The sequence below is a fragment of the Enterobacter sp. P82 genome, from assembly GCF_037053385.1.
In the GTDB taxonomy this organism is placed as follows: Bacteria; Pseudomonadota; Gammaproteobacteria; order Enterobacterales; family Enterobacteriaceae; genus Enterobacter.
On sequence record NZ_JBALHX010000005.1, the window covers coordinates 62,243 to 85,888 of the forward strand.

Consider the following 23,646-nt stretch of genomic DNA (forward strand, 5'->3'; position numbering starts at 1 on the left):
CGCCGGGAGCCTCTAACAGGCTCCTTTTTTTATGCCTGTTCAGGGCAATAGTCTCTCATCCAATGTTTCTGCCACGGCTGGCTGAATATTTCGCAGTGCTGTGGCGATATTATTGATCGAACAAGGCTTGAACAGGCAATCATTCATACCAGCCTGTAAGCAGCGCTCCATCACTTCATGCATGGCATTGGCAGTAAAGCCGATAATCCAGGCCGGAGCTCTGTGTTGTTCGCACTCACGCTCGCGAAGCGTTTGCGTAAGCTGATAACCGTTCATCCCCGGCATGTTGCAGTCGGTAACAATCACATCGAAATTAGTCTTTTCCCAGAGAGCCAGTGCTTCATGACCATCAGATGCCAGATAGGCGTGTTGTCCTAACCATGCTAACTGTTTGGCCAGCAAGATCCGGTTTGCTGGGTTGTCATCGACCACCAGAATATGCAGCGCCGGGATCTTTTCATCATCCAGACGCGGCTGCTCGCTGACGGTTTTTTGCGTTTTTACTTTCGACAGCATAAAGGTCGCACGCACCATGGTACCCACGTTTTTCTCGCTACTCAGCGTTAGCGTGCCGCCCATGCTTTCGCAAATGGTTCGGCTGATATAAAGCCCCAACCCGGTGCCGGCACGGCGGTTATCTGCCTGGCTAAAGGGTTTAAACAGTGCAGCCTGCTGGCTGGCGTCAATCCCCACGCCACTGTCCTGCACCTCAATCACGTAGTAGACGCACTCTTTTGCCGGGTCTTCCTTCTGCTGCAGCGTCAGCGACACGCTGCCGACGTCGGTAAACTTAATGGCGTTACTTAACAGGTTCGAGAGGACTTGTTTAATACGTAGCGGATCGGCATAGACGTCCAGCAACGGTTCCGTCGGGAATATCTTGTTTAACTGGATATTTTTCTCCACCGCAACGCCGTGGAAGACACGCATCATATTGTTGATCAGTTTGCCGAGGTTGGTGGCTTCAGGATTAAAATCAAGATGCCCCCCCTCAATACGGGAAATATCGAGAATATCGCCAATGAGTCCTACCAAACCTTCTGCGGATTCATAAGCGACCTCCAGTGCCTGGATATCCTGTTCACCCTGGCGTCCTTTTTTCAGCACAATATCCAGCATGCCGATAATCGCATTCATTGGTGTGCGGATTTCATGGCTCATCGTCGATAAAAAGACCGATTTCGCCCGGTTGGAATCTTCCGCTCTGTCTTTGGCATCTTTAAGTTCTACCAGCAACGCTTCACGCTCGGTGACCACTTCACGCAATTGCACCAGTTGTTGGTTCATCTGACGACGTAGTGCCGCTTTACGGGCTATCTGCTTACGCAGGTAGAGGGCCCAGCCCAGTGCCAGGAGAATTAACACTCCGCTGAAGACCGCGGTAGCGATTAAGACTTCGCGATAGCGATACCAGAAGCTATCGACAACGACCAGTTCGTTCGGCCGCCAGCGGTTGGCCAGATTTTCCAGTTCAATGGGGGAGATGCTCAGCAACACCTTATCTAAAATGTTCTGCAGTTCCGGGTTTGCCAGTCCCACACCGAAGGAGAGCCAGACGGGAGAATCCCCCACTATGGAAACCACCTTCAGCTTGTCCTGAAAATTGGTGAAGATCTGGTAGTCCGTCATGATCAGGATGCCCACGGCGGCGTCCGCTTTACCGTCGATAATGGTCGAAAGCAGTTGTGATTCATTACCCACGGGCACAATCTTAATTTCAGGGTAACGCTGGCGTATCATGCTTTCCACACCGATATTTTCGACCATTGCCAGCCGCTTTCCGCGTAAGTCCGCCAGCATATGAATGTCGTTACGGCTTGTCGACGTAGCCAGAGCAAAGGCGCTACGCAGATAAGGACGGGTAAAGAGGATTTTGTCTTTACGCGCTTCGCTTGGCGTCACCGACGCGAGCATATCCGCTTTTAATTCATGAACCTGCTGAATTAAATCCTGGGTTGTGTCGCCTGTCTCAAAGCGGAACTGTAATCCTGTCCTGAGCGAGACGACAGAAAACAGATCGGCCGCAATGCCACGTAAAACACCTTTGTTATCAATAAACGAGACTGGAGCCGCATTGTCGCGGCTGTAGATCAGGACGTTAACAACCGGATGTTTTGCAATCCATTCTTTCTCTTGCGGAGTAAAGGAAAGCGACTTTGAACCCTGGGCAAGGTCAATGCGGTCGGGCTGCCAGAGATGGTAAAGATCCAGTTTTTCATCTTCGGGTACGGCTTCGATGGCAGTATTAATCAACCTGAGCAGTTGAGGATTATTTTGGCTTAACGCGAACCCGACTTCACGGCTGTTCAGACGTGAGAAACGCTCCACATGGATATTGTTCAAATAGTTTCGACTGAGCGAGTAGCTGTTTCCCAGATAAACCCGCGACTGCCCAAATGCTACCGCGCTAAGGGCTTCCTGGTAACTATCAAAGAGGCGAAAACGGGCCTCAGGGTAGGCAGCCCTGACCTGCGACAGTGGTAAATAATCCCTCACCATGGCAACGTCGGTATTACGCAAATCCTCCGCCAGCGGTTTTGTGTCGCTGTCATTGAGGCCCAGCACAGGTTTATCGCTGGCATAGGGTAAAGAAAAGGCAAATACATCGTTGTTGGGAAACGCTGCCACGGAGGGAATCAGGTCGATATCACCTCGCGCCAGGGCTTGCCAGACCTCATCGGAGGAGTCGAAGACTTTCACCTTTACCGGCAGGTTCAACTGCCAGGACACCAGCCCAATATAATCAGCGCTTAAACCTTCATACTCATTACGAATGTTGCGCATACCAAAAGGTGGCGCATCATAATGGGTGACGCCAACAATCAATTGCCGATGTTGCCTGATAAATGCCGCTTGCTCGTCGCTGAGGGCTAATCGGTGCAAACCCTGAATGGGGGTTCGCATCAGGATTTTATACTCATCCCCCATCGCCGGGGATAGCGAAAGCGAGAGTAAAACCAGCAGCCAAAAGTGGCGGAAATAGTTGCGCATATCTTTTTAACGGACTCCTGAACGCGAGGCGTATTGTATAGCTGTAGAATAACCCCCGTTGTGATAAGGGGTTTTCGCAGACCATAGTCGGCATCTGTCGATTTAATAATAAATTATTTGATTGTTTTATTCTGCCGAAACATTCGGAACATTGTTATAAGACAAGGCTTGGTTATTATCACGAATTAATGCAGCATTAAAAGCCATTGTGTATTTTTATAATCAACTGTTAATTAAAGGACTTAACCTAAATTTCAAATAAGGCGTCATATTTGTACGCTTTTAGATTCTTAATGTAATGATCTGATAAAGATATATCGAGACGGGTCTTATCGTTTGCTATCTGCGGTGATGAAAAAATACGCGCTATTTTGATGATCAACTCAAGAGCGAATCCGTATGCGCCCTGCTTTTCACCGTCGTCCCGTTAACCACGCGGCCATGAGCCAGCAATTTAGTGCCCTGGCAGAGAAATATCGTCATTCTATAGCAACAGGTGATTACGCCACGGCCTCCTTGTGCTGTGAAAAAGCGCTGGCCGTATTACCAGGAAATATGTCTGTGCAGAGTGACTATGCGCTGAGCCTGATGCGTGAGGGAAAACATGAGCAGGCGTATAAGGTATACCGTCAGATTTACCAGTCACCGTTGCGGCATGAAGCATCTGAAACGTGGCTGGATGGCTTTGCGGAACTGTGCGGGCATATGGGGAAAACTCAGGAGATGCGCACCTATGGGTTAGAGTCGCTCATGCAGTCAGATCAACGCTTCGGCCATGGCAAACACTGGGCTCTGCCCACCACTGCTCCGCGACCTTTTAACGCCTCTCAGCCTGAGAAGAACATCATCGCGTTCAGCTTGTATGGCGATCAGCCACGCTACTGCGAAACGCTGATTAAAAACATTGAAGCGGCAACGTCGCTGTTTCCTGGCTGGCGTTGCCGTGTTTATCTGGACAATTCGGTGCCGCAGCATGTCTGGCAACGTCTGCAGGCCGCAGGCGCTCAACTGGTCGACATGAGTCATGAGAAAGGTATTTATCCCACGTTGTGGCGTTTTCTGGTCATGGACGATCCACAGGTTGAGCGCTTTCTGGTGCGTGATGCCGACTCACTGCTCTCCGAGCGTGAGCAGGTCTGTGTAGACGCATGGCTACGTTCACCCTGTTATTTTCACCATATGCGCGATTATTTCACCCACACGGAACTTTTACTGGCGGGCATGTGGGGGGGATGTGGTGGTGTGATCCATGATGTCGAAGGAATGATGCGTGATTTTGTGTCCCGCTATAAGGGGAGTGCGCGTTTCACCGATCAGTACTTCCTGAAGGCGGTGCTGTGGTCCACTGTGCGGCAAAGTATTCTCAATCATGACGATATTTTTGGTTTTCATCACGCTGAACCCTGGCCCGCACACCCGCCTGTTCGCTGGAAGGCTGAGCATTTTCATGTGGGAAGTAATGCTGGCTTTACGATCCTGGCCGGGCCCAGCGCTAAAAACGACGGAGAAACAGAGACTGTGGTGTTGAAAATAGAGGGTAACGCCTGGCGCTACATGGCGAACGTGCGTCAGGGACAGTGGAAACTGCCTGTACCCTTTTTCCTGGCGGATGATTTCCGCAGTGGTAAGTTGCAGGTTGATGTAGTAAGGCGTCGCTGAAGTTATGCGGCCCCGCTGACAGGGGGGGGTCGCATGTTTATACATCGCTAAGCCCCGTGTGCATTCCCACCTGGACTAACACCTCTGTCTCTATACCCGAATGTTGATAAACCTCATACTGCACACCATCCACGGTGACAGAGCCTGTGGCTTTTGACCATTCGCCCAGTTCGACATCGGCGGGTAACAGATCTGCCAGGTTTATTGTTTCTCCATCATTTCCTTTGATAAGCAACTGCGCATAATGATCATCGGAAAAAAGGTACTTTTCATTTTTTATTAAAATATCGTCGACCGTAATTTCTACCATCGCCGGACATTCATGTTTACTCATCGCCAACGGCCCCTTTACAACATAGCCTGGGCTTTTTACCAGGAGGAGTAGGGCACGGCAATAAGTTCGGTCTTATACTCTCAGGAGCGTTACCAGAACAAGACAAGACTTACTTAGTTCGGTAAGGGGGGACGGTATAATTTTATTCTCCAGCATGTTTTCATTCAGGGATCGACTCTTACGATGCGCTTTTTATCAGTCCGGTTAATTAGCCTGTTATTCACTTTGTTCTTTGTATGGCAATTGCCTGCGCAGGAACTGGAGCTACAACCTCGTGTTCAGGTGAACGCCCCTCATGTTCAGTTCAGTGATGCGGCGCAACGTTGGCTGAATAACAACCCGACGCTGCATGTTGGCGTATGGGGGCAAGAGCACCCACCGCTGAGCGAAGGAATGGGGCACGGCGTCTTCAGCGGAATTGCCGCAGATTACCTGGCACTGCTGGAAGATAGCCTCAAGGTCAAAATTAAGCTGCACTACTATGATCAGAGCCATGATGCGCTCGCCGCACTGCAGCGACAGGAAATACAGATGGTCGCAATCTGGAACCCTGAACTGTGGCCAAGCCCTGATCTGCAAGCCACACCGCCATGGCTGCTGGACAAAGCGGTGCTGATGACCTCGAAACCACAGGGTGAAGTCCCCATCGATCTACGCAACAAAGTGCTTGGGCTGGTCGCTGGCAGTCATGCAGGTGACGCGCTACGCCGTTATTACCCGGAGAGTACGCTGCGTTACCAGACATGGTATACCACCGCAGTGAGCGCGCTTGCCTTTAAACAACTTGATGCCTTGTGGATAAACCGGGCCAGCGCGGAGTATCTCACTCAATATCATCAGGCCAGAGGGTTGAGCTGGACGTTTAGCCCGGCGATACCCAATCTGAACATGAGTTTTGGTGTCGACCGTCAGCTACCATTGCTGGCGGAGGCCATTGAAACCGTCTTCAAACATATTCCGTTAGCCAGCCGCCTGCGTATTGCGATCAACTGGGGATTGAACCGCAGTTTTGTTATCACCAGCAATCCTCTGGGGCTGGATCAGGAGGAGGAAAACTGGCTGCGCGAGCATGGGGATATTAAGGTCATTATTGACCAGCGCCAGCGTCCCATCTCTTTTGTCAGTGAGGGCGAGCCTGCAGGTCTGGTGGTGGATCTGCTTAATCAGTTCCACGAGCAGTACGGTATTCGCTTTACGGTCATGCCTGCTGAAAACGACACGGATATGCTTGCGCTGAAACGCGCTTATCCTGATGCACTTTTTGTCGAGCAGGTGATCGATACACCGCAACAGACGAAAAATGGTGCCGCAAAAACGCCGCCTTTGCTCACGACACCCGCTGTGGTAGTGATGGATCAGGACATCAAGCGCCCGGATGATTTTACGCAGCTGAAGGGCGAAAAAATCGCCATTCAGGCCAGCGACCCGCTAATACCGTGGCTGGAGACCTGGTATCCCACCATTAAGCTGGTGGTGGTTCCCCATATGGATGATGCGCTTGAGCGGTTAAAAAAAGGGGAAGTGCGCGGGGTGATTGCACCGCAGTTTATTGCTAACTACCTGGTGACTCTTCACCACCCAACTCGCTTTCATCTGGCTGTGACCCTGCCTGTTACACCTGTCGATCTGGTTCTGTCAGCACAAACGGAGCACAGTCAGCCGGTTAACATCATCAATAAAGCGCTGGCAGATATGCAGCCGCAGGCGCTGATGCAAATGGCGGGAAACTGGCGTCAGGCGGCGATAGAAAACAGTGAAACCTGGGATAAAAGCACGCTGCTGAATTCGTTGGTCTGGGGTGTGCTGTTACTGCTGGTGGTGCTGGGCTGCTGGCTGTGGATCCAATACTTACGTGCCGCACTCCGTCGTGGCAACGTCTGGCAGCAGAAGCTGGCAGAACAACTGAAGTTTACCCAGGCGCTGATCGACGCATCGCCTGTGGCGCTCTATGTCCGCGATCGGCAGGGGAATTTACTGCGTTATAACCAGGCCTGGAGCGAGGCTATCGGTCAGTCAGGCCAGGAGCTGATAGGCCTGCCAATTACCGCCATTAATACAATCGAACCTTCTGAACTCGCGGCGATTGAAGCCAAATATAACCAGGCGCTGCAGGATGGTTTGCCGCAAAACTGGTCCGTCAGATTCCAGACAGACGGACGGTCGCGTTATTTACAGGGTTGGGTTGTGCCGTGGCATGACAGTCAGGGAGAGGTTGGCGGTTTAATTGGCGGCTGGCTGGATATTACGGAAAAAGAGAAGCTGATTACGCAGCTCTCAGAAACCAAAAGTAACCTGGAACAGGCCATTGCCAGCAAGAACGCGTTTATGCAGAGTATGGGGCATGAAGTGCGTACCCCGCTCAGCGTGATCACCGGCCTGCTGGAGATGGAGCTTCAGGAACTGGATGCACGGCATGAGCATAATGAAAACCTGAATCTGATTTGGGAATCTTCACTCAACCTGCTTTCGCTTATCGGCGACATGTTCGATGTCTTCCGTGCCGATAACCCGCAACTGAACGGAACGACGCGTAGCACGCATCTGCCGCAGTTAATCGACAGTACCGTGGCGCTCTACCGGCAGCAGGCCGAAGCGAAAGGGATCACCCTGAACGTGCTGATCGAGCTGTCTACCGAGCGTTTTACTACCGATCCGCTGCTGATTATTCGCATCCTCTCCAGCCTGCTGCGTAACGCCATTAAGCATTCGGAGTGCCAGGAGATTGACGTTGAGGTGTATGAGGGGAGCAGAGAGCCAGATGCCACGACCATCCCACTGGTTATTGAAGTGTGCGATCAGGGTAAGGGAATTGACGGGCAAATGCTGGAGAAGATTACCAGGCGTGCTCACCATGTGACGCTGAAATCAGAGTGGACCGACACCGGGTTCAGCTTACCGGCCTGCCTGCATATGGCGCATGCCGCGGGTGCGCAAGTGCGTATCGACAGTGAACCGCATGAGGGCTGCGTGGTGAGCCTGCATTTCAACGCCGTGCCAGCTGCCAGCAAAGTATTGACCCCTCCACCGGTCGAACAGGTGCGCAGTCTACATATTCTTGGCGTGGACGACTATCCGCCAGCACGCCGTGCACTGCAGCAGCGGCTGGAGTCCTGGGGGCACCAGGTGTCACTGGCAACGCAGGGGGCGGAGGCGCTATCGATGTGGCAGCAAAATCCGGGCCGCTACGATGTGATTATTACCGACTGCACGATGCCGGAGATGGACGGTTATGAACTGGCGCAGCAGATCCGCCATACGGAACAGCTTAACGGCCAGCCACCGATCCCGATCTTCGGCCTGACGGCGATGAGCGGCACAGAAACGGCAGCGCGTTGTCTTGAGGCCGGTATGAATGAATATCTGGAAAAACCGCTAACGGCGGAAAAACTCCAGGTGCTGCTGGAACGCTATTTTTCCGTCAGCAGCGTGAAACCTGGTCTGGAGAGTGATACCACGCAAACGCTGCAGGCTGAGATGGTGGAGGTCAACAGACAAGATGCCAGCAAGTTGACGCAGTGGCTCGCGCAGAAAAACCGCGATAAGGTTGGCCGTATGGCGCACCGTATCAACGGCGGTGCACGGATGATGAATATGGCAGCGTTGCAGAACGCCTGTGAACAACTGGAAACGGCCTGTCACGACGAGGGATCCTGGCAAGAGATTGAGATCCTCGTCGATCGCGTGCTGGAAGAGATGACCCGGTTTAATCAGCAGTTGTCGTCAGAGAGCGGCGAGGCTCTCTGACGTTTTGACATCAACGCATGGTCACAAACTCTTCCGCGGCCGTCGGGTGGATCGCCACGGTGTTGTCGAAGTCTTTCTTCGTTGCGCCCATCTTCAGCGCCACGGCGAAGCCCTGCAGGATCTCGTCCATACCGAAGCCGATGCCGTGGATACCGACAATCTTCTCTTCCGGACCCACGCAGACCAGCTTCATGCGGCATGGCTGACGGTGTGAGGTGACTGCGGTGTACATCGCGGTAAACGCCGATTTGTACACTTTCACCTGGTCGTCGCCATACTGCTCGCGCGCCTGCGGCTCGGTTAAGCCGACGGTGCCGATTGGCGGGTGGCTGAAGACCACGGTCGGGATATTACTGTAGTCCAGATGCTCTTCCGGCTTGTTGTTAAACAGACGCTCGGAGAGACGGCGACCCGCTGCAACGGCAACCGGGGTCAGCTCAACCGCACCGGTGTTATCACCGACAGCATAAATGCCCGGTACACTGGTGTTCTGGAATTTATCGACGACGATATAGCCTTTATCATTGGTTTTCACGCCCGTGACGGCCAGGTTGAAGTTATCGTTCGCCGGTTCACGGCCAATCGCCCAGATCAGGCAATCGACGGTCTGACTGCGGCCATCTTCCAGCTCCAGGGTCAGGCTGTCGTCCGCATTTTTCACCACCGCTTTTGGTACGGCGTTGGTGTGCAGAGTTGGTCCTTCGGCGTTCATCACTTCGACCAGCGTGTCGACGATCAGCGGGTCAAAGCTACGCAACGGTGCGTGTTTACGCACAAACAGATGCGCTTCGGCACCCAGACCATTAATCACGCCGGCAAGCTCAACCGCGATGTAACCCGCACCCACTACGGCAACGCGTTTTGGCAGGGCTGGCAGTTCGAAGAAACCGTCGGAGTCGATACCGTATTCCACGCCCGGGATATTCGGGTGGCTCGGACGACCGCCGGTGGCGATCAGGATGTGATCGGCAGTGATCGTCTCACCGTTCACTTCGATCGTTTTCGCGTCCACAAAGCGGGCAAAACCACGGATCACGTCGACGTTATTTTTACCCAGTACGTTGTCGTACGAGGTGTGAATACGGTCGATGTAGGCAGTACGGCTGGCGATCAGTTTGTCCCAGTCGAAGTGGTTGATGGTGGTGTCAAAGCCGTAGTCCGGGCCATACATATGGATAGCTTCACGGATCTGCGCCGCATGCCACATCACTTTCTTCGGTACACAACCCACGTTCACGCAGGTGCCGCCAAGTTCTTTGGCTTCAATCAGCGCACATTTCTGGCCATACATGGCCGCACGGTTGATGGAGGCGATGCCGCCGCTGCCGCCGCCGATTGCGATGTAGTCATAATGCTTAGTCATAGCTTTTATCCTTAATCGTGAATTGCCGCGATTGTATACCTGAAATCAATAGTTTCCACCGATGGCTGTGATTACTCAGGCACGATCCAACTGACGGTGGCGTGTCCTGTCCCGGCCGGTACCAGCGTTTTGTGCAGCCATGGCAGCACGTTGTTCATCTGCGCTTCGAGCTTCCACGGCGGGTTGATGACAATCATACCGGAGGCGGTCATGCCGCGCTGGTCGCTATCCGGGCGTACAGCCAGTTCAATCTGCAGGATTTTGCGGATGCCGGTCGCTTCCAGGTCTTTGATCATGCGTTTGATTTGCGCGCGCAGCACTACCGGATACCACAGGGCATAGGTACCAGTCGCAAAGCGTTTGTAACCTTCGTGGATGCCGGTCACCACTGCCTGATAGTCGGTTTTGATTTCGTACGGCGGGTCGATCAGCACCAGGCCACGACGGGAAACCGGCGGCAATTTGGCTTTCAGCTGCTGATAGCCATCGGCTTTATCCACGCGAGCGCGGTTATCTTTCTGGAATTCAGCGCGCAACAGTGGGAAATCACTTGGGTGCAGCTCGGTCAACTGGATGCTGTCCTGCTCGCGCAGCAGCTGGCGGGCAATCAGCGGAGAACCTGGGTAGTAGCGCAGCTGGCCGTTGCGGTTGAAATGGTTCACCACGCCGATATACGGCTCCAGCTCGGCGGGCAGATCGTCCTGCTGCCAGATGCGGGCGATCCCTTCCAGATATTCACCGGTACGCTCGGCGTGTTCGCCACTCAGCTGATAGCGCCCCGCGCCCGCGTGGGTGTCCAGATAGAGAAACGGCTTCTCTTTCTCTTTGAGTGATTCGATGATCAGACTCTGAACGGTGTGTTTGAGGACGTCGGCGTGGTTGCCTGCGTGAAAGCTGTGGCGATAACTGAGCATGGGTAATGAAATTCCGCTGAAATGACGATTTGCCACAGTTTACAGCAGAACGGCACAGATTACCCGTCGGCACGGTAAGCGCAGCCATTGAAATCCTCTACACTTAACCCCATTACTGGACCATATGCACAGCGCCGGATGCGCGCTTCATTCATCTTATTCAACAGGACAGCGTTTATGACCAATCCATTACTGACGCCTTTTTCGTTGCCGCCATTTTCTAAAATCCTCCCTGAGCATGTGGTTCCAGCTGTTACGCAGTCGCTGGACAACTGCCGCGCGGCGGTAGAAAGCGTGGTAGCGCAGGGCGCGCCGTACAGCTGGGAAAATCTGTGTCAGCCGCTGGCCGAAGTGGACGACGTGCTGGGACGTATCTTCTCCCCGGTGAGCCATCTGAACTCGGTTAAAAACAGTCCTTCACTGCGTGAAGCCTACGAACAGACTCTGCCGCTGCTCTCTGAGTACAGCACCTGGGTCGGCCAGCACGAAGGGCTCTACAAAGCGTATCGCGACCTGCGTGATGGCGACCACTATGCCGAACTGAATACGGCGCAGAAAAAATCGGTCGATAACGCCCTGCGTGATTTTGAGCTGTCCGGGATTGGTCTGCCAAAAGAGAAGCAGACCCGCTACGGTGAAATTGCCGCGCGCTTGTCTGAGCTGGGCAATCAGTACAGCAACAACGTGCTCGACGCCACCATGGGCTGGACGAAGCTGATTACCGACGAAGCGCAGTTGGCCGGGATGCCGGAAAGCGCGCTGGCGGCGGCAAAAGCTCAGGCCGAAGCGAAAGAGCAGGAAGGTTTCCTGTTAACCCTGGATATTCCGAGCTATCTGCCAGTAATGACCTACTGCGACAACCAGGCGTTGCGCGAAGAGATGTACCGCGCTTACAGCACTCGCGCCTCCGACCAGGGGCCGAATGCCGGTAAATGGGACAACAGCCCGGTGATGGCTGAAATTCTGGCCCTGCGTCACGAGCTGGCGCAGTTGCTGGGCTTTGAAAACTATGCCGATAAATCCCTTGCCACCAAAATGGCGGAAAACCCGCAGCAGGTACTCGATTTCCTGACCGACCTGGCCAAACGCGCCCGTCCTCAGGGTGAGAAAGAGCTGGCTCAGTTGCGTGCTTTCGCGAAGGCGGAGTTCGGCGTGGACGAGTTGCAGCCGTGGGACATCGCTTACTACAGCGAAAAACAGAAGCAGCACCTCTACAGCATCAGCGACGAGCAGTTGCGCCCGTACTTCCCGGAAAACAAAGCCGTTAACGGTCTGTTCGAAGTGGTTAAGCGCATCTATGGCATCACCGCGAAAGAACGTACCGACATTGACGTCTGGCATCCGGACGTGCGTTTCTTCGAACTGTATGACGAGAAGAACGAGTTGCGCGGCAGTTTCTACCTCGATCTCTACGCGCGTGAGAACAAACGCGGTGGGGCGTGGATGGACGACTGCGTGGGCCAGATGCGTAAAGCCGACGGTTCTCTGCAGAAGCCGGTCGCTTATCTGACCTGTAACTTCAACCGTCCGGTGAATGGTAAACCTGCGCTGTTTACCCACGACGAAGTGATCACCCTGTTCCACGAGTTTGGTCACGGTCTGCACCATATGCTGACTCGCATCGAAACCGCAGGCGTGGCCGGGATCAGCGGTGTGCCATGGGATGCGGTCGAACTGCCAAGCCAGTTTATGGAAAACTGGTGCTGGGAGCCGGACGCGCTGGCGTTTATCTCTGGTCACTATGAGACCGGCGAACCGCTGCCGAAAGAACTGCTGGATAAAATGCTGGCGGCGAAAAACTACCAGGCGGCGATGTTTATCCTGCGTCAGCTGGAATTCGGCCTGTTCGATTTCCGCCTGCACGCCGAGTTCAGCCCGGAGCAGGGGGCTAAAATCCTCGAGACCCTGGCTGAGATTAAAAAGCAGGTTGCCGTCATTCCTGGGCCAACCTGGGGCCGCTTCCCGCACGCGTTCAGCCACATCTTCGCGGGCGGCTACGCGGCAGGTTACTATAGCTACCTGTGGGCCGACGTGCTGGCGGCAGATGCCTTCTCTCGCTTCGAAGAGGAAGGGATTTTTAACCGCGAAACGGGCCAGTCGTTCCTCGATAACATCCTGACCCGCGGGGGTTCTGAAGAGCCGATGGAGCTGTTCAAACGCTTCCGTGGCCGCGAGCCACAGCTGGATGCGATGCTTGAGCATTACGGGATTAAAGGCTGATTGTTACGTGAAGATCTGCTTAGTCGATGAAACAGGCGCCGGAGACGGCGCCTTATCTGTTCTGGCCGCCCGCTGGGGGCTGGAGCACGATGATGAAAACCTGATGGCGCTGGTGATGACGCCAGAGCATCTCGAATTACGTAAGCGCGACGAACCGAAACTCGGCGGTATTTTTGTCGACTTTGTTGGCGGTGCAATGGCACACCGACGTAAGTTTGGCGGCGGTCGTGGTGAAGCGGTTGCCAAAGCGGTCGGTATCAAAGGGAGCTATCTGCCGGATGTGGTGGATGCCACGGCGGGGTTAGGGCGTGATGCGTTTGTGCTGGCATCCGTGGGTTGTCATGTGCGGATGCTGGAACGGAATCCTGTGGTGGCCGCACTACTCGACGACGGTCTGGTGCGTGGCTATGCTGACCCGGAAATCGGCCCGTGGTTGCAGGAGCGTTTGCAGCTGATCCACGCCTCCAGCCTGACGGCGCTGACCGATATTACCCCGCGCCCGCAGGTGGTCTATCTTGATCCGATGTTCCCGCATAAGCAGAAAAGTGCGCTGGTGAAGAAAGAGATGCGTGTGTTTCAGTCGCTGGTGGGTCCGGACCTGGATGCAGATGGTTTGCTGGGGCCTGCTCGCCAGTTAGCGACGAAGCGTGTGGTAGTGAAACGCCCGGACTATGCGCCGCCGCTGGCGGACGTTGCGACGACCAATGCGGTGACTACCAAAGGGCACCGGTTTGATATTTATGCCGGTACGCCGGAATAAAAAAAGCCGGGTGGCGGCTTCGCCTTACCCGGCCTACGTCCTCGATCTATTCCCTCTCCCTGTGGGAGAGGGTTAGGCTGAGGGGAATTTAACGCACTTACTCGTCTTCTTCGTCACGCAGTGGAACAATCAGCATATCCACGTGAACGGTGTTAATCAGCTGGCGCGCTGAAGACATCAGCTTGCTCCAGAAGTCCTGATGGTGACCGCATACCACCAGATCCATATCGTATTTCTTAATTGCATCGACCAGCACCTGTCCCAGGTCGCCGCTACCGCTTAAGGTTTCGGTGATCGGATAACCTGCGTTAGTCGACAGTTCGCTCAGGGCATGGTGAGTCTCTTCGGAAATGCGTTTCTGCATATCGCCGAGATTGACGTCGATCAGACCGGTATAGAGGTCGGAGTAATTCACATCAACGTGAATCAGAGAAACTTTCGCGTTGTAGGGACGTGCCATGGATACTGCTTTATCAACCAGTACTTTGCTCTCCGGGGAGAGGTCTACCGCGATGAGAATGTGTTTGTAAGCCATAGTGTTACTCCTTCCTTAAGTTATCGATGACTAATACGAGAATGCCGCCGTCTGATACTTTATTACGGCCCAGTTAAACATATTTTTCAAGCTTTGGTGTTGATAACGATTAACCTTGTGGCAAAAAAATTAACGGATCTCCTACACTATTTAATGAGCCGTTCGGATTTTAAAATGCGAACAGGATCGATTTTGGTCATTCTTTCACTGAACTGTCTGTCAGGGCATTGGGGTGCGGTAGCTCAGAAGCCTTGCTTCGTGGGCGGACGCCGGGGAGGATGTATGATTAGCACCGTCGCATTGTTTTGGGCGCTATGTGTGGTTTGCATAGTGAATATGGCGCGCTACTTCTCATCGTTACGTGCGCTGTTGGTGGTACTTCGTGGTTGCGATCCGTTGCTTTATCAGTATGTGGACGGTGGAGGTTTCTTCACCTCGCATGGACAGCCCAGCAAACAGATGCGTCTGGTGGGATACATCTACTACCAGCGCTACCGCGATCATCACGATGAAGAGTTTATCCGTCGTTGCGAGCGCCTGCGTCGTCAGTTCATTTTGACCAGTGCCCTGTGTGGGCTGGTCGTGGTCAGTATGGTTGCATTGATGATTTGGCATTGAGCTTCACAGCAGGCGGGGTAAGCCCCGCCTGATTTCATCTGGTTCAGGGCGTAACTGAGAACCGGAGATTTGAGATATTGTCCTGAATTGAGATAACTTTCCCGCTATAGGTAATTTTCACTTCCCCGTTTGTATCCATACTGGCAGTGGTAATCGTGCCTGTACCTTCAATAACAGGATGCTTCATAGCAAGCTGATGGATAACGTCGGCATCATTCCCTGATATTTCCCCCGAGAGGTAGTAACGGTAGATTGTTGGCACGGTTGCGCCACCCTGATTGTTCACGGTCATATAGAGCCAGACGCTATCAGATAATTTATAAACGCGCTGTAGCTCATCGCTCTTTTGCTGACTGGGCTGGTGGTTTAGCCAGAGAAAACCAATGACCAGAGCCATAAGCGAAACGGTAACAAGGCGATGAATCCATTTAATAGCCGTTTTGAATGGCATAGTCTATTCCTTCTCTGATATTGCGTTGGTCGGTTGGGTCGTCTCCGTAAGGCGGCTTTTCGTACCATTTTCCCCATTCAGGTTTTGAGGTGCCTGCACGACCTTGAGCCCAGCCAGCTCCCATAAGAAGGATGTTTGCAGGGATACCCGCCGCAGTGCCAGCGGCTCCGAAGTTGAAGTTACCAAATGCAGCAAAATATGGGTCGAATTTTTTATAATCCCAGGGACCGCCATTACGAACTTTTTGGTAGAACCAATAATACGTTGAGGAAGTGGCCATATTACGCGACATGCCGTGCAGGCGTGCTTCACGCATGTTGTTAGCTATAACAATTGAGCCGGGGCCTGAAATAGGGACAGAAGCCATACATCCTCCTTTGTGTGGTTTTTCTTCTGACCGCTATCATAGTTTTATCTTCGAAATTGGTTTGAGCAAAAAATGTTCAGAAAATCCTTATGTTTTCAAACGTTTCATGATAGTTATCAGCACATAAAAAAAGCGGGTCAGTTTCCTGACCCGCTTTTTTGTCGCCTTCAACTGATTAGATCAGCTTCAGCGAAATCCAGTACAAACCGCCAGACAACAGGATAGAGGCCGGGAGGGTGAATACCCAGGCCATCAGAATGTTGGTCACGGTTTTGCGCTGCAGACCGCCACCGTCAACAATCATGGTACCTGCCACGGACGAGGAGAGTACGTGGGTGGTAGACACTGGCATACCGGTATAGCTCGCCAGACCGATAGACACGGCTGCCGTCATCTGCGCGGACATACCCTGCGCATAGGTCATGCCTTTCTTACCGATCTTCTCGCCGATGGTGGTCGCCACACGACGCCAGCCAATCATCGTACCGATACCGAGTGCCAGCGCGACCGCCATGATGATCCAGATTGGCGCGTACTCAATGGTGTTGAGCATATCGCTTTTCAGTTTCTTCAGCAGACGCTTGTCGTCAGTATTCACGTCAGGCAGCTTCGCCACTTTATCCGTCACATCAGAGATGCACAGCATAATGCGACGTAGCTGACCACGCTGCTCAACGGTCAGTTTGTCATAACTCTCGATAGTGCCCAGCATGCCTTTCGCACGTTCCAGCGCGTTAATCGCATTAGCCGGATGGCAATGGAACTCGCCTGGTACGGTGGTAGCGCCCGCTTCCGGAGAAGGAATCAACTGGTCAACGCCGGTCGCTTTCTTCAGAAGATCAGGATGCTGCTGGAAATAGATTTCGACGTTGTTCACCGCATCACGGGTACGGGTGATTTCGTATCCGGAGGCATTCATGTTAACCACGAAACCTGCTGGCGCAACGCCAATCAGAACCAGCATCACCAGGCCAATACCTTTCTGACCATCGTTCGCACCGTGTGAGAAAGCCACGCCGATTGCAGAAATGATCAGAGCGATACGTGTCCAGAATGGTGGTTTTTTCTTACCGTCTTTCTTCTCACGCTCTGCCGGAGTCAGGTGAATACGGGAGCGCTTTTTCGTGTTGCTCCAGTAACGACGCAGGATGAAAATTAATCCACCTGCAACCACCAGACCCACAATAGGGGAAATGATCAGAGAACCGAAAATACCCAGTACTTTAGGAAGGTTCAGCGCATCAACAACCGATGTACCGGTCATCAGGGCGTTAGTTAACCCGATACCGATAATCGCGCCAATAAGAGTGTGAGAACTGGATGCAGGCAGGCCGAAATACCAGGTACCGAGGTTCCAGATAATTGCAGCAAGCAGCATTGAGAACACCATAGCGAGGCCATGGCCAGAACTTACGTTAAGCAGCAGATCCGTTGGCAACATATGCACAATGGCATACGCAACGCTCAGTCCGCCCAGGAGGACACCAAAAAAGTTAAATACCGCCGCCATAACAACCGCCAGTTGCGATCGCATTGCGCGAGTGTAGATAACCGTCGCTACTGCGTTTGCAGTGTCGTGGAAGCCGTTGATCGCTTCGTAAAACAGTACAAAAACCAGAGCAAGCAATAATAAAAGCCCGGTATGTAAATCCAGGCCGGCAAACAAATGTAGCATAGGACGTTACGCCATTTTGAGGACATGAACGCGGCGCATTATCCAGGACAAATGCACGGCGGGCAAAGTGAAATATAGACTTTTTTTGACATACCACCTGATTTGAGAAAAGTGCCTGAAAGGATATTCTTTAAATTTCAATGAAATGGCTTTGTAATATCTTTTTACGCTGGTGTGACCACAGAGGAAACTTTACAATCCGCGGCAGTTAACAAAGAGGGTTTTGACGTGGAAAGGTTTGATGCCGTGGTAATTGGCGCCGGTGCGGCGGGTATGTTTTGTGCGGCGATGGCCGGACAGGCGGGTCGTCGCGTGCTGCTGCTGGATAACGGTAAAAAGCCAGGCCGTAAGATCCTGATGTCTGGCGGCGGGCGCTGCAACTTTACGAATCTGTATGTTGAACCCGCGGCCTATTTGAGCCAAAACCGTCATTTTTGCAAATCTGCGCTGGCGCGTTACACCCAGTGGGACTTTATCGACCTCGTGGGTAAACACGGTATTGCGTGGCATGAGAAGACGTTGGGCCAGCTGTTCTGCGATGATTCCGCGCAACAGATTGTCGATATGCTGGTGGCCGAGTGTGAGAAGGGCGGTGTAACGATGCGCCTGCGCACGGAAGTGCTGGACGTTGCGCGTGATGAGCAAGGTTACACGCTGCAACTCAACGGTGAAACCGTCAGCACCGACAGCCTGGTGATCGCCAGCGGTGGTCTTTCTATGCCGGGTCTGGGTGCTTCGCCATTTGGCTACAAGATTGCCGAGCAGTTCGGCCTGAAGGTGCTGCCAACGCGTGCGGGTCTGGTGCCGTTTACGCTGCATAAACCGCTGCTGGAACAACTCCAGACACTTTCTGGCGTCTCGGTTCCGTCGGTTATCACCGCCGAAGACGGTACTATATTCCGCGAAAACCTGCTCTTCACCCATCGTGGCCTCTCCGGCCCGGCAGTACTGCAGATCTCCAGTTACTGGCAGCCGGGAGAGTTTGTGACCGTGAACCTGGTGCCGGACTGCGATCTGGACGCGTTCCTCAACGAGCAACGTACTGCGCACCCGAATCAGAGCCTGAAAAACACCCTGGCAATGCAGCTGCCGAAGCGTCTGGTGGAATGCTTGCAGGTGCTGGGTCAGATCCCGGATGTTTCGCTCAAGCAGCTTAACAGCCGCGAGCAGGAGATGCTGGTTGAGACGCTGACAAACTGGCGCGTGCAGCCAAACGGCACGGAAGGCTACCGCACCGCAGAAGTCACGCTTGGCGGAGTTGACACGAATGAACTCTCTTCCCGCACCATGGAAGCGCGCAACGTGCCGGGGCTCTATTTTATTGGCGAAGTGATGGATGTGACCGGCTGGCTTGGCGGGTACAACTTCCAGTGGGCATGGGCAAGTGCCTGGGCGTGTGCTCAGGCGCTGGCAGAGATGTGAACCGACAATAAAATTTGTAGCTTGTGATTAAAGTTTGTAGCTAACTAGCTATTTTTGACAATAAAGACTGTAGCATAGACTATAATTTCACCATGACGCGTTGATGATTATGAGGCGTGGATATGGCAAGAGGGCGAAGTCTGTTAACGATTTCAGATTTTCAGCGGGCTCTTAAAAACCAATACGGTCTTGGTTCCGGGGGGCGTTATAAACCCTGGCTCAGGGTTCAGGATGTCCCCTCCCAGGGAACGAGTGCCAAAATTCAGGGAATTAAAACCGGCAGAGTTCACCACCTGTTTTCAGAGGGGGAAAGTTGTTGCTTTTTTCAGGCTGAGTTCCTGGAGCGGGTTGTCGATATACGTGAACAGTTTCCTCTTCTACCGCTTCCATTATGTATGGGGATTGCCGAACTGCTTGGTATCCACTATCCCAGAATTCCTTCGACCAGTACCCCTGTAGTGATGACCACAGATTTATTACTTACCTGCCAGGAGGGAAATAAGACATGGTACGAGGCTATCAGCGTGAAGCAGGAAGACTCTCTTCATGATAAACGTGTTGCTGAGAAGCTGGATATAGAAAGAATTTGGTGGGAGTTAATGGGAGTACCATTTACGGTATTCGTACCATCAGTTATTAGTAAAATTCAGTCAAAAAATATTGAATGGGCAACATCTCCGTTACGACAGGAAATTGAGATTGCTGACAGTTCGCTAAGGATGGTCTTACCACATCTCTCGATTGGAACTGCTTTGGTTTCTGAAATCTGCGATCACTTTTCCAGTATACTGGCCGTATCACCTGGTGATGCATTACAGGTCTTCAGGTGCTTGATTGCAAATAAATGTATCAAAGTTGACTTGCAGAACTCCATTCCAGATTCAGGAATAGTAACAATTTTTCAGGTAAATTACCCCAGGTCAGCGGCAGAGGTCCACAATGAACATTAATAGCATCTGGGATATTTCAGGTATAGATGGTATTTGCGATGGACGATACCGGGTACTTTCAATTTACTTCGAACTGAATATTTGTATTGTGTTTCAAATGGATAAGGGGCCAGGTGTTTTTAAAATGCCACGCCGAATACGAATATCAGAATTAGAGATGTCAGTTTCCCGTGGAGAAAGCAGTGAAACCAGTGTTATCATACCTTCTTTCCAGACAATAGATGAGTGTAATATTCCGGAATCCAACAAAGAAAAACGAGATGAATATTATTCATTAATTCAGCCACTTATTGATGATCATCTTTTTTTGCTAGATATAGTTATGAAAAAAAGGAGTCAGCATATAACCCGTTATGCAGCTGAAAAGAAAATATATAAAAATAAACTTTACAGAATACTTAGTAGATACTGGTTTTACGGGCAAGAGAAAAATGCACTTTTACCTTCATGGCCAAATTGTGGCGGTACAGGTCAGCCCCGGATTGCCGGAGAGGCTAAGCGTGGGGCTCCGTTAAAACAGTCACCATTTATGTCGATGACTTCCTTTTACAGGAATGTTACAGAAGAAGATAAGAAGATATTCCTTAAAGGCATTCGAAAATATGGCCCTAAGAATGAAAAATGGTCAATATCAGCAATATACCGTAGCGTCCTTGCCGACTATTATTTTGATGAAATCATAAAAGCTGAAGCAGAGATGAGGGAACCCTCGCTACCTTCTGAACGTTCTTTCCGGTACTGGTTAAAACGGCTCATCCATCCCTCTGAACTTATTGAGAAGCAGGTTTCCAGGCGGGATTATTTGTTGAGAAAACGTGCATTACGTGGAAGTGCCACTGATCATACATCCGTTCCTGGTAGTTGTTTTGAACTTGATGCAACAGTGCTTGATGTTCATATTGTATCGTCTTTCAATCGGCAATGGGTTCTGGGACGACCGGTACTGTACCTTGTTGTGGATAAGGAAAGCCGGATGATTGTTGGTTTGCATGTTTCCATGGAATATGCCTCATGGCGTGCAGGAAGGCAGGCACTTGTTAACAGTTTTACGAACAAAAAGCAGTTCTGCGCAAGGTTTGGTATTACTATTAGCGATGATGACTGGCCATGTCATCATATTCCCCAAAAACTTCTGTGTGACAGAGGCGAATTTATCTGTCAGAAACCGGAAGAAATTGTTGTACCACTTATTGGCAACCTGAGTATTGCACCTTCCTGGCGCGCAGATGTTAAGGGAATTGTGGAGAGGCGTTTTAAAATCCTTAATGATGAACTGATACATAACCTGATGGGAACCACGAAAGGGCGGCATTATATAAGGGGGGATAAGGATCCAAGACGGGAAGCCTGTTTCACTCTTGATGAAGTCACGTCACTTTTGATAGCACAAATTCTTGAGCATAACGATTCCATTAAGGATGCGCTTATTAGACAGTCCAGATTGTTACCGGAATATTCACTATCTCCAACTCCACGCAACTACTGGAATATTCACCTGAAACTTCACCGGCACGCACTGAGGCATGCCAGTGAAGCTGAAATCCGGGCGAAACTACTACCATGTTGTTGGGTCTCCATGACGTCCAGAGGCATCCGCCTTAACGATGATATGTATTATGAATGTCATCATGCCGAGTTTGAGGCACTGAAGGTCGTTGCCCGCCATTCGGGACGAATAAAACTTGAGGCAAGGATAGATCAGGATAACTCCTCTTTTATTTACGTTAGATTTAATGACGCCGAAGAGTTTACCATGTGTACCCTGATGGCAATGTCTTCAAATTATAACGGTCAACATGAGACTGATATTCAGACAGTAATGGCGTGGAAGAAGAATATTACTTCCGGACCACATGTATCAGTAGTCTCTGCGAAAAGAATGAACACTCAACAGAATACCATTCGTGAATCCGGAGAGACGTTTAAGCGCAACAGGGCTTCATCACCAGAAGTACGCAACATCCGGGATATTAGGATGCACAGACAAAATGCCATAAATCTTCAGAGGAATGGGTATTCTGGCGATATGCGGGACGTAACCGAATACCAGCATGTCCCAGAAAGGGCTGCTCCCGCACCGGGAGTAAGAACACAGAGTGAAACAGTCGGGTTACTGAAAAGGAAGCCGTAAATGTTACTGGGATGAACGCCCTTTCGGTTACATCTGCTAACAGACCAGGATGGGAGTCGTATGAAAACTATTGCTGCGGAGTACCATCAGGCTATGCTGCCGGAATATCAGGGAAATCCACTGATCGAAGCATTACCGGTCTGGATCCCTGATGAAGACATTGCCAGTATACTGGGATGTTATCCTCCTGTAACACAGGAAGAGAAAAAACTGGCTCCCGGTCTTCGTACAGAATATCTCCTGAGATTGAAAGAGCTGAGACAACCCTTGCCTGTTTATATTGATTGCTTTCGGGCAATTGAAACAGCAATTAAGGAAGGCTATTCCTGTAAAAACCCACTATCGCCAGCGACAGTGAATTATCTTCATTACCCTGTTGATCATCGCCCGGACATAGCGCCCTCGGGTGGCTTTTTCAGTCCTAAGGGATGTGGTATTACGGTGATTGGAGAAAGTGGGGTCGGAAAAACCTGTATGCTGGAGCAGATCCTGAACTGGTATCCGGATGTTATAGAGCATAAGGCAGTTGGAGCATACCCGGTTGTTCTGAAGCAGGTTGTGTGGATAAAAGTTGATTGCCCCGCAGATTCGAGCATTAAGGCACTTTGTTATAGTATTCTTAGTGGGTTGGATAAAAAACTTGGTGGAGTATCTTTAAAACGTGCAACTACGATCCCTCTGTTGCTTGAACAAATTGAAGCAAGAATTAAATCAAGCTATCTGGGAATTCTGGTTATTGATGAAATGCAGAACATGAATCTTGCTCGATCAGGCGGTGCTGAGCGGCTGTTAAGTTTTATTCATTCTCTGGTGAATAATTTAGGAATACCTGTATTGTTCTGTGCAAATCCGCCATTTAATGAACTTCTGTCGCAATCGCTCAAAGCAGCGAGACGTGCGGAAAGCAATGGATATTTTGAATGCTCATTGCTGGAAAATGATGAGGTCTGGTCTTTATTTATTGATGAATTGTGGCAGTTGCAGTGGACAAATGTTCTGACACCACTGACCCAGGAACTGAGCGATACACTTTTTGAACTCAGTGTGGGTAATATTGAACTCGCTGTACGAATTTTCCGTGAAGCACAGCGGCTTGTTATCGGCAGGGCAAATGAAGTGATTACGAAAGAGTTGCTGATATTCAGTGCATCAGGTGTGGTCCGTATGTCTGCTACAGCCGTTTCTGTCATCCGCCGCGAACGTAGTCTGGCTGTTTTAAAAAGGAAAAGCAAAAAGGAGGACCAGGCTTTCAGAGATGAGAACACATTATCATCTTCTCAGACAATCAAATTCGGCAATAACGCACTTTCCATTCCTGGTGACCTGAACTGTGTTCAGCACCCCGAATTCAGCCATCAAATTACAGCTCTTCAGCAAAATGAAAAACATTATCAACTGCCCGCCGATACGGATCTGTATCAAAGAGTTGCAGACGGAGCTGAAAGTATCAGCAGACTGAATGAGAGCGGGCTCATTTGTCGGAGTCTGCTGTCTGAAACAAAATGAGGTTCA

General features: G+C 51.4%; 17 protein-coding genes. 9 read left to right on the top strand and 8 right to left on the bottom strand.

Annotated features, from left to right (window positions below; all coding sequences use genetic code 11):
* Window positions 1–39: 39 nt before the first annotated feature.
* The gene (locus WB237_RS19040) at window positions 40–2,991 is read right to left on the bottom strand and encodes a transporter substrate-binding domain-containing protein (protein WP_336215431.1); all 2,952 of its coding nucleotides are present in this window, start codon (window positions 2,989–2,991) and stop codon (window positions 40–42) included.
* A gap of 399 nt (window positions 2,992–3,390) precedes the next feature.
* Here WB237_RS19040 and WB237_RS19045 point away from each other — a divergent pair, with 399 nt between their 5' ends.
* A complete protein-coding gene (locus WB237_RS19045; protein ID WP_336215433.1) occupies window positions 3,391–4,650 on the top strand; it encodes a tetratricopeptide repeat protein in 1,260 nt (419 codons plus the stop codon).
* 37 nt (window positions 4,651–4,687) lie between these two features.
* On the opposite strand, the gene WB237_RS19050 is transcribed toward WB237_RS19045, so the two are convergent.
* On the bottom strand, window positions 4,688–4,984 hold the full coding sequence (locus tag WB237_RS19050) for a Biofilm associated protein A (RefSeq protein ID WP_336215436.1): 297 nt from the start codon (window positions 4,982–4,984) through the stop codon (window positions 4,688–4,690).
* 183 nt (window positions 4,985–5,167) lie between these two features.
* Between WB237_RS19050 and WB237_RS19055 the strand changes: the two genes are divergently transcribed.
* Entirely contained in the window at window positions 5,168–8,728 is a 3,561-nt protein-coding gene (locus WB237_RS19055; protein ID WP_336215440.1) for a response regulator, read from the top strand.
* Between the two features lie 10 nt (window positions 8,729–8,738).
* Here WB237_RS19055 and gorA read toward each other — a convergent pair whose 3' ends face one another.
* Complete coding sequence (gene gorA / locus WB237_RS19060) at window positions 8,739–10,091, bottom strand: glutathione-disulfide reductase (protein WP_336215442.1); 1,353 nt, start codon at window positions 10,089–10,091, stop codon at window positions 8,739–8,741.
* Between the two features lie 71 nt (window positions 10,092–10,162).
* A complete protein-coding gene (locus WB237_RS19065; protein WP_028018339.1) occupies window positions 10,163–11,005 on the bottom strand; it encodes a 23S rRNA (adenine(2030)-N(6))-methyltransferase RlmJ in 843 nt (280 codons plus the stop codon).
* 177 nt (window positions 11,006–11,182) lie between these two features.
* On the opposite strand from WB237_RS19065, the gene prlC reads away from it, so the two are divergent.
* Together prlC and rsmJ are read left to right on the top strand one after the other, a co-directional pair.
* Window positions 11,183–13,225: an oligopeptidase A gene (gene prlC, locus WB237_RS19070; RefSeq protein WP_336215448.1), complete on the top strand. Its 2,043-nt coding sequence runs from the start codon at window positions 11,183–11,185 to the stop codon at window positions 13,223–13,225.
* A gap of 7 nt (window positions 13,226–13,232) precedes the next feature.
* Window positions 13,233–13,985, top strand: a complete 753-nt coding sequence (gene rsmJ / locus WB237_RS19075; protein ID WP_049005596.1) for a 16S rRNA (guanine(1516)-N(2))-methyltransferase RsmJ — start codon at window positions 13,233–13,235, stop codon at window positions 13,983–13,985.
* A 97-nt stretch (window positions 13,986–14,082) separates the two neighbouring features.
* Here the strand turns inward: rsmJ and uspA are convergent, their stop codons facing one another.
* Complete coding sequence (uspA, locus tag WB237_RS19080) at window positions 14,083–14,520, bottom strand: universal stress protein UspA (RefSeq protein WP_003861223.1); 438 nt, start codon at window positions 14,518–14,520, stop codon at window positions 14,083–14,085.
* Between the two features lie 282 nt (window positions 14,521–14,802).
* On the opposite strand from uspA, the gene uspB reads away from it, so the two are divergent.
* Entirely contained in the window at window positions 14,803–15,138 is a 336-nt protein-coding gene (uspB, locus tag WB237_RS19085) for a universal stress protein UspB (protein WP_028018336.1), read from the top strand.
* Between the two features lie 43 nt (window positions 15,139–15,181).
* On the opposite strand, the gene WB237_RS19090 is transcribed toward uspB, so the two are convergent.
* From WB237_RS19090 to pitA, 3 genes are all read right to left on the bottom strand, one after another.
* Window positions 15,182–15,589 (bottom strand): hypothetical protein, encoded by a 408-nt coding sequence (locus tag WB237_RS19090; RefSeq protein WP_028018335.1) that lies wholly within the window; start codon window positions 15,587–15,589, stop codon window positions 15,182–15,184.
* Window positions 15,567–15,956 carry a polymorphic toxin type 44 domain-containing protein gene (locus WB237_RS19095; RefSeq protein ID WP_336215455.1) on the bottom strand — a complete coding sequence of 130 codons (390 nt, stop codon included), beginning with the start codon at window positions 15,954–15,956 and terminating at the stop codon, window positions 15,567–15,569. Before WB237_RS19095 ends, WB237_RS19090 begins: the two co-directional genes overlap by 23 nt.
* 175 nt (window positions 15,957–16,131) lie before the next feature.
* Window positions 16,132–17,631, bottom strand: a complete 1,500-nt coding sequence (pitA, locus tag WB237_RS19100) for an inorganic phosphate transporter PitA (RefSeq protein WP_129994800.1) — start codon at window positions 17,629–17,631, stop codon at window positions 16,132–16,134.
* A 228-nt stretch (window positions 17,632–17,859) separates the two neighbouring features.
* On the opposite strand from pitA, the gene WB237_RS19105 reads away from it, so the two are divergent.
* From WB237_RS19105 to WB237_RS19120, 4 genes are all read left to right on the top strand, one after another.
* Entirely contained in the window at window positions 17,860–19,053 is a 1,194-nt protein-coding gene (locus WB237_RS19105) for an NAD(P)/FAD-dependent oxidoreductase (protein ID WP_336215459.1), read from the top strand.
* A gap of 122 nt (window positions 19,054–19,175) precedes the next feature.
* Entirely contained in the window at window positions 19,176–20,003 is an 828-nt protein-coding gene (locus tag WB237_RS19110) for a TnsA endonuclease N-terminal domain-containing protein (RefSeq protein ID WP_312742040.1), read from the top strand.
* On the top strand, window positions 19,993–22,134 hold the full coding sequence (locus tag WB237_RS19115) for a transposase (RefSeq protein WP_312742043.1): 2,142 nt from the start codon (window positions 19,993–19,995) through the stop codon (window positions 22,132–22,134). The genes WB237_RS19110 and WB237_RS19115 overlap by 11 nt, the downstream gene beginning before the upstream one ends.
* A 60-nt stretch (window positions 22,135–22,194) precedes the next feature.
* The gene (locus tag WB237_RS19120) at window positions 22,195–23,640 is read left to right on the top strand and encodes an ATP-binding protein (RefSeq protein WP_312742046.1); all 1,446 of its coding nucleotides are present in this window, start codon (window positions 22,195–22,197) and stop codon (window positions 23,638–23,640) included.
* Window positions 23,641–23,646: the final 6 nt, after the last annotated feature.

Coding starts and splice junctions, on each gene's coding strand:
- prlC (WP_336215448.1), top strand. CDS start 11,183: ATGACCAATCCATTACTGACGCCTTTTTCGTTGCCGCCATTTTCTAAA.
- WB237_RS19050 (WP_336215436.1), bottom strand. CDS start 4,984: ATGAGTAAACATGAATGTCCGGCGATGGTAGAAATTACGGTCGACGAT.
- gorA (WP_336215442.1), bottom strand. CDS start 10,091: ATGACTAAGCATTATGACTACATCGCAATCGGCGGCGGCAGCGGCGGC.
- WB237_RS19045 (WP_336215433.1), top strand. CDS start 3,391: ATGCGCCCTGCTTTTCACCGTCGTCCCGTTAACCACGCGGCCATGAGC.
- WB237_RS19110 (WP_312742040.1), top strand. CDS start 19,176: ATGGCAAGAGGGCGAAGTCTGTTAACGATTTCAGATTTTCAGCGGGCT.
- WB237_RS19095 (WP_336215455.1), bottom strand. CDS start 15,956: ATGGCTTCTGTCCCTATTTCAGGCCCCGGCTCAATTGTTATAGCTAAC.
- WB237_RS19090 (WP_028018335.1), bottom strand. CDS start 15,589: ATGCCATTCAAAACGGCTATTAAATGGATTCATCGCCTTGTTACCGTT.
- pitA (WP_129994800.1), bottom strand. CDS start 17,631: ATGCTACATTTGTTTGCCGGCCTGGATTTACATACCGGGCTTTTATTA.
- WB237_RS19040 (WP_336215431.1), bottom strand. CDS start 2,991: ATGCGCAACTATTTCCGCCACTTTTGGCTGCTGGTTTTACTCTCGCTT.
- uspB (WP_028018336.1), top strand. CDS start 14,803: ATGATTAGCACCGTCGCATTGTTTTGGGCGCTATGTGTGGTTTGCATA.
- uspA (WP_003861223.1), bottom strand. CDS start 14,520: ATGGCTTACAAACACATTCTCATCGCGGTAGACCTCTCCCCGGAGAGC.
- WB237_RS19120 (WP_312742046.1), top strand. CDS start 22,195: ATGAAAACTATTGCTGCGGAGTACCATCAGGCTATGCTGCCGGAATAT.
- WB237_RS19065 (WP_028018339.1), bottom strand. CDS start 11,005: ATGCTCAGTTATCGCCACAGCTTTCACGCAGGCAACCACGCCGACGTC.
- WB237_RS19055 (WP_336215440.1), top strand. CDS start 5,168: ATGCGCTTTTTATCAGTCCGGTTAATTAGCCTGTTATTCACTTTGTTC.
- WB237_RS19115 (WP_312742043.1), top strand. CDS start 19,993: ATGAACATTAATAGCATCTGGGATATTTCAGGTATAGATGGTATTTGC.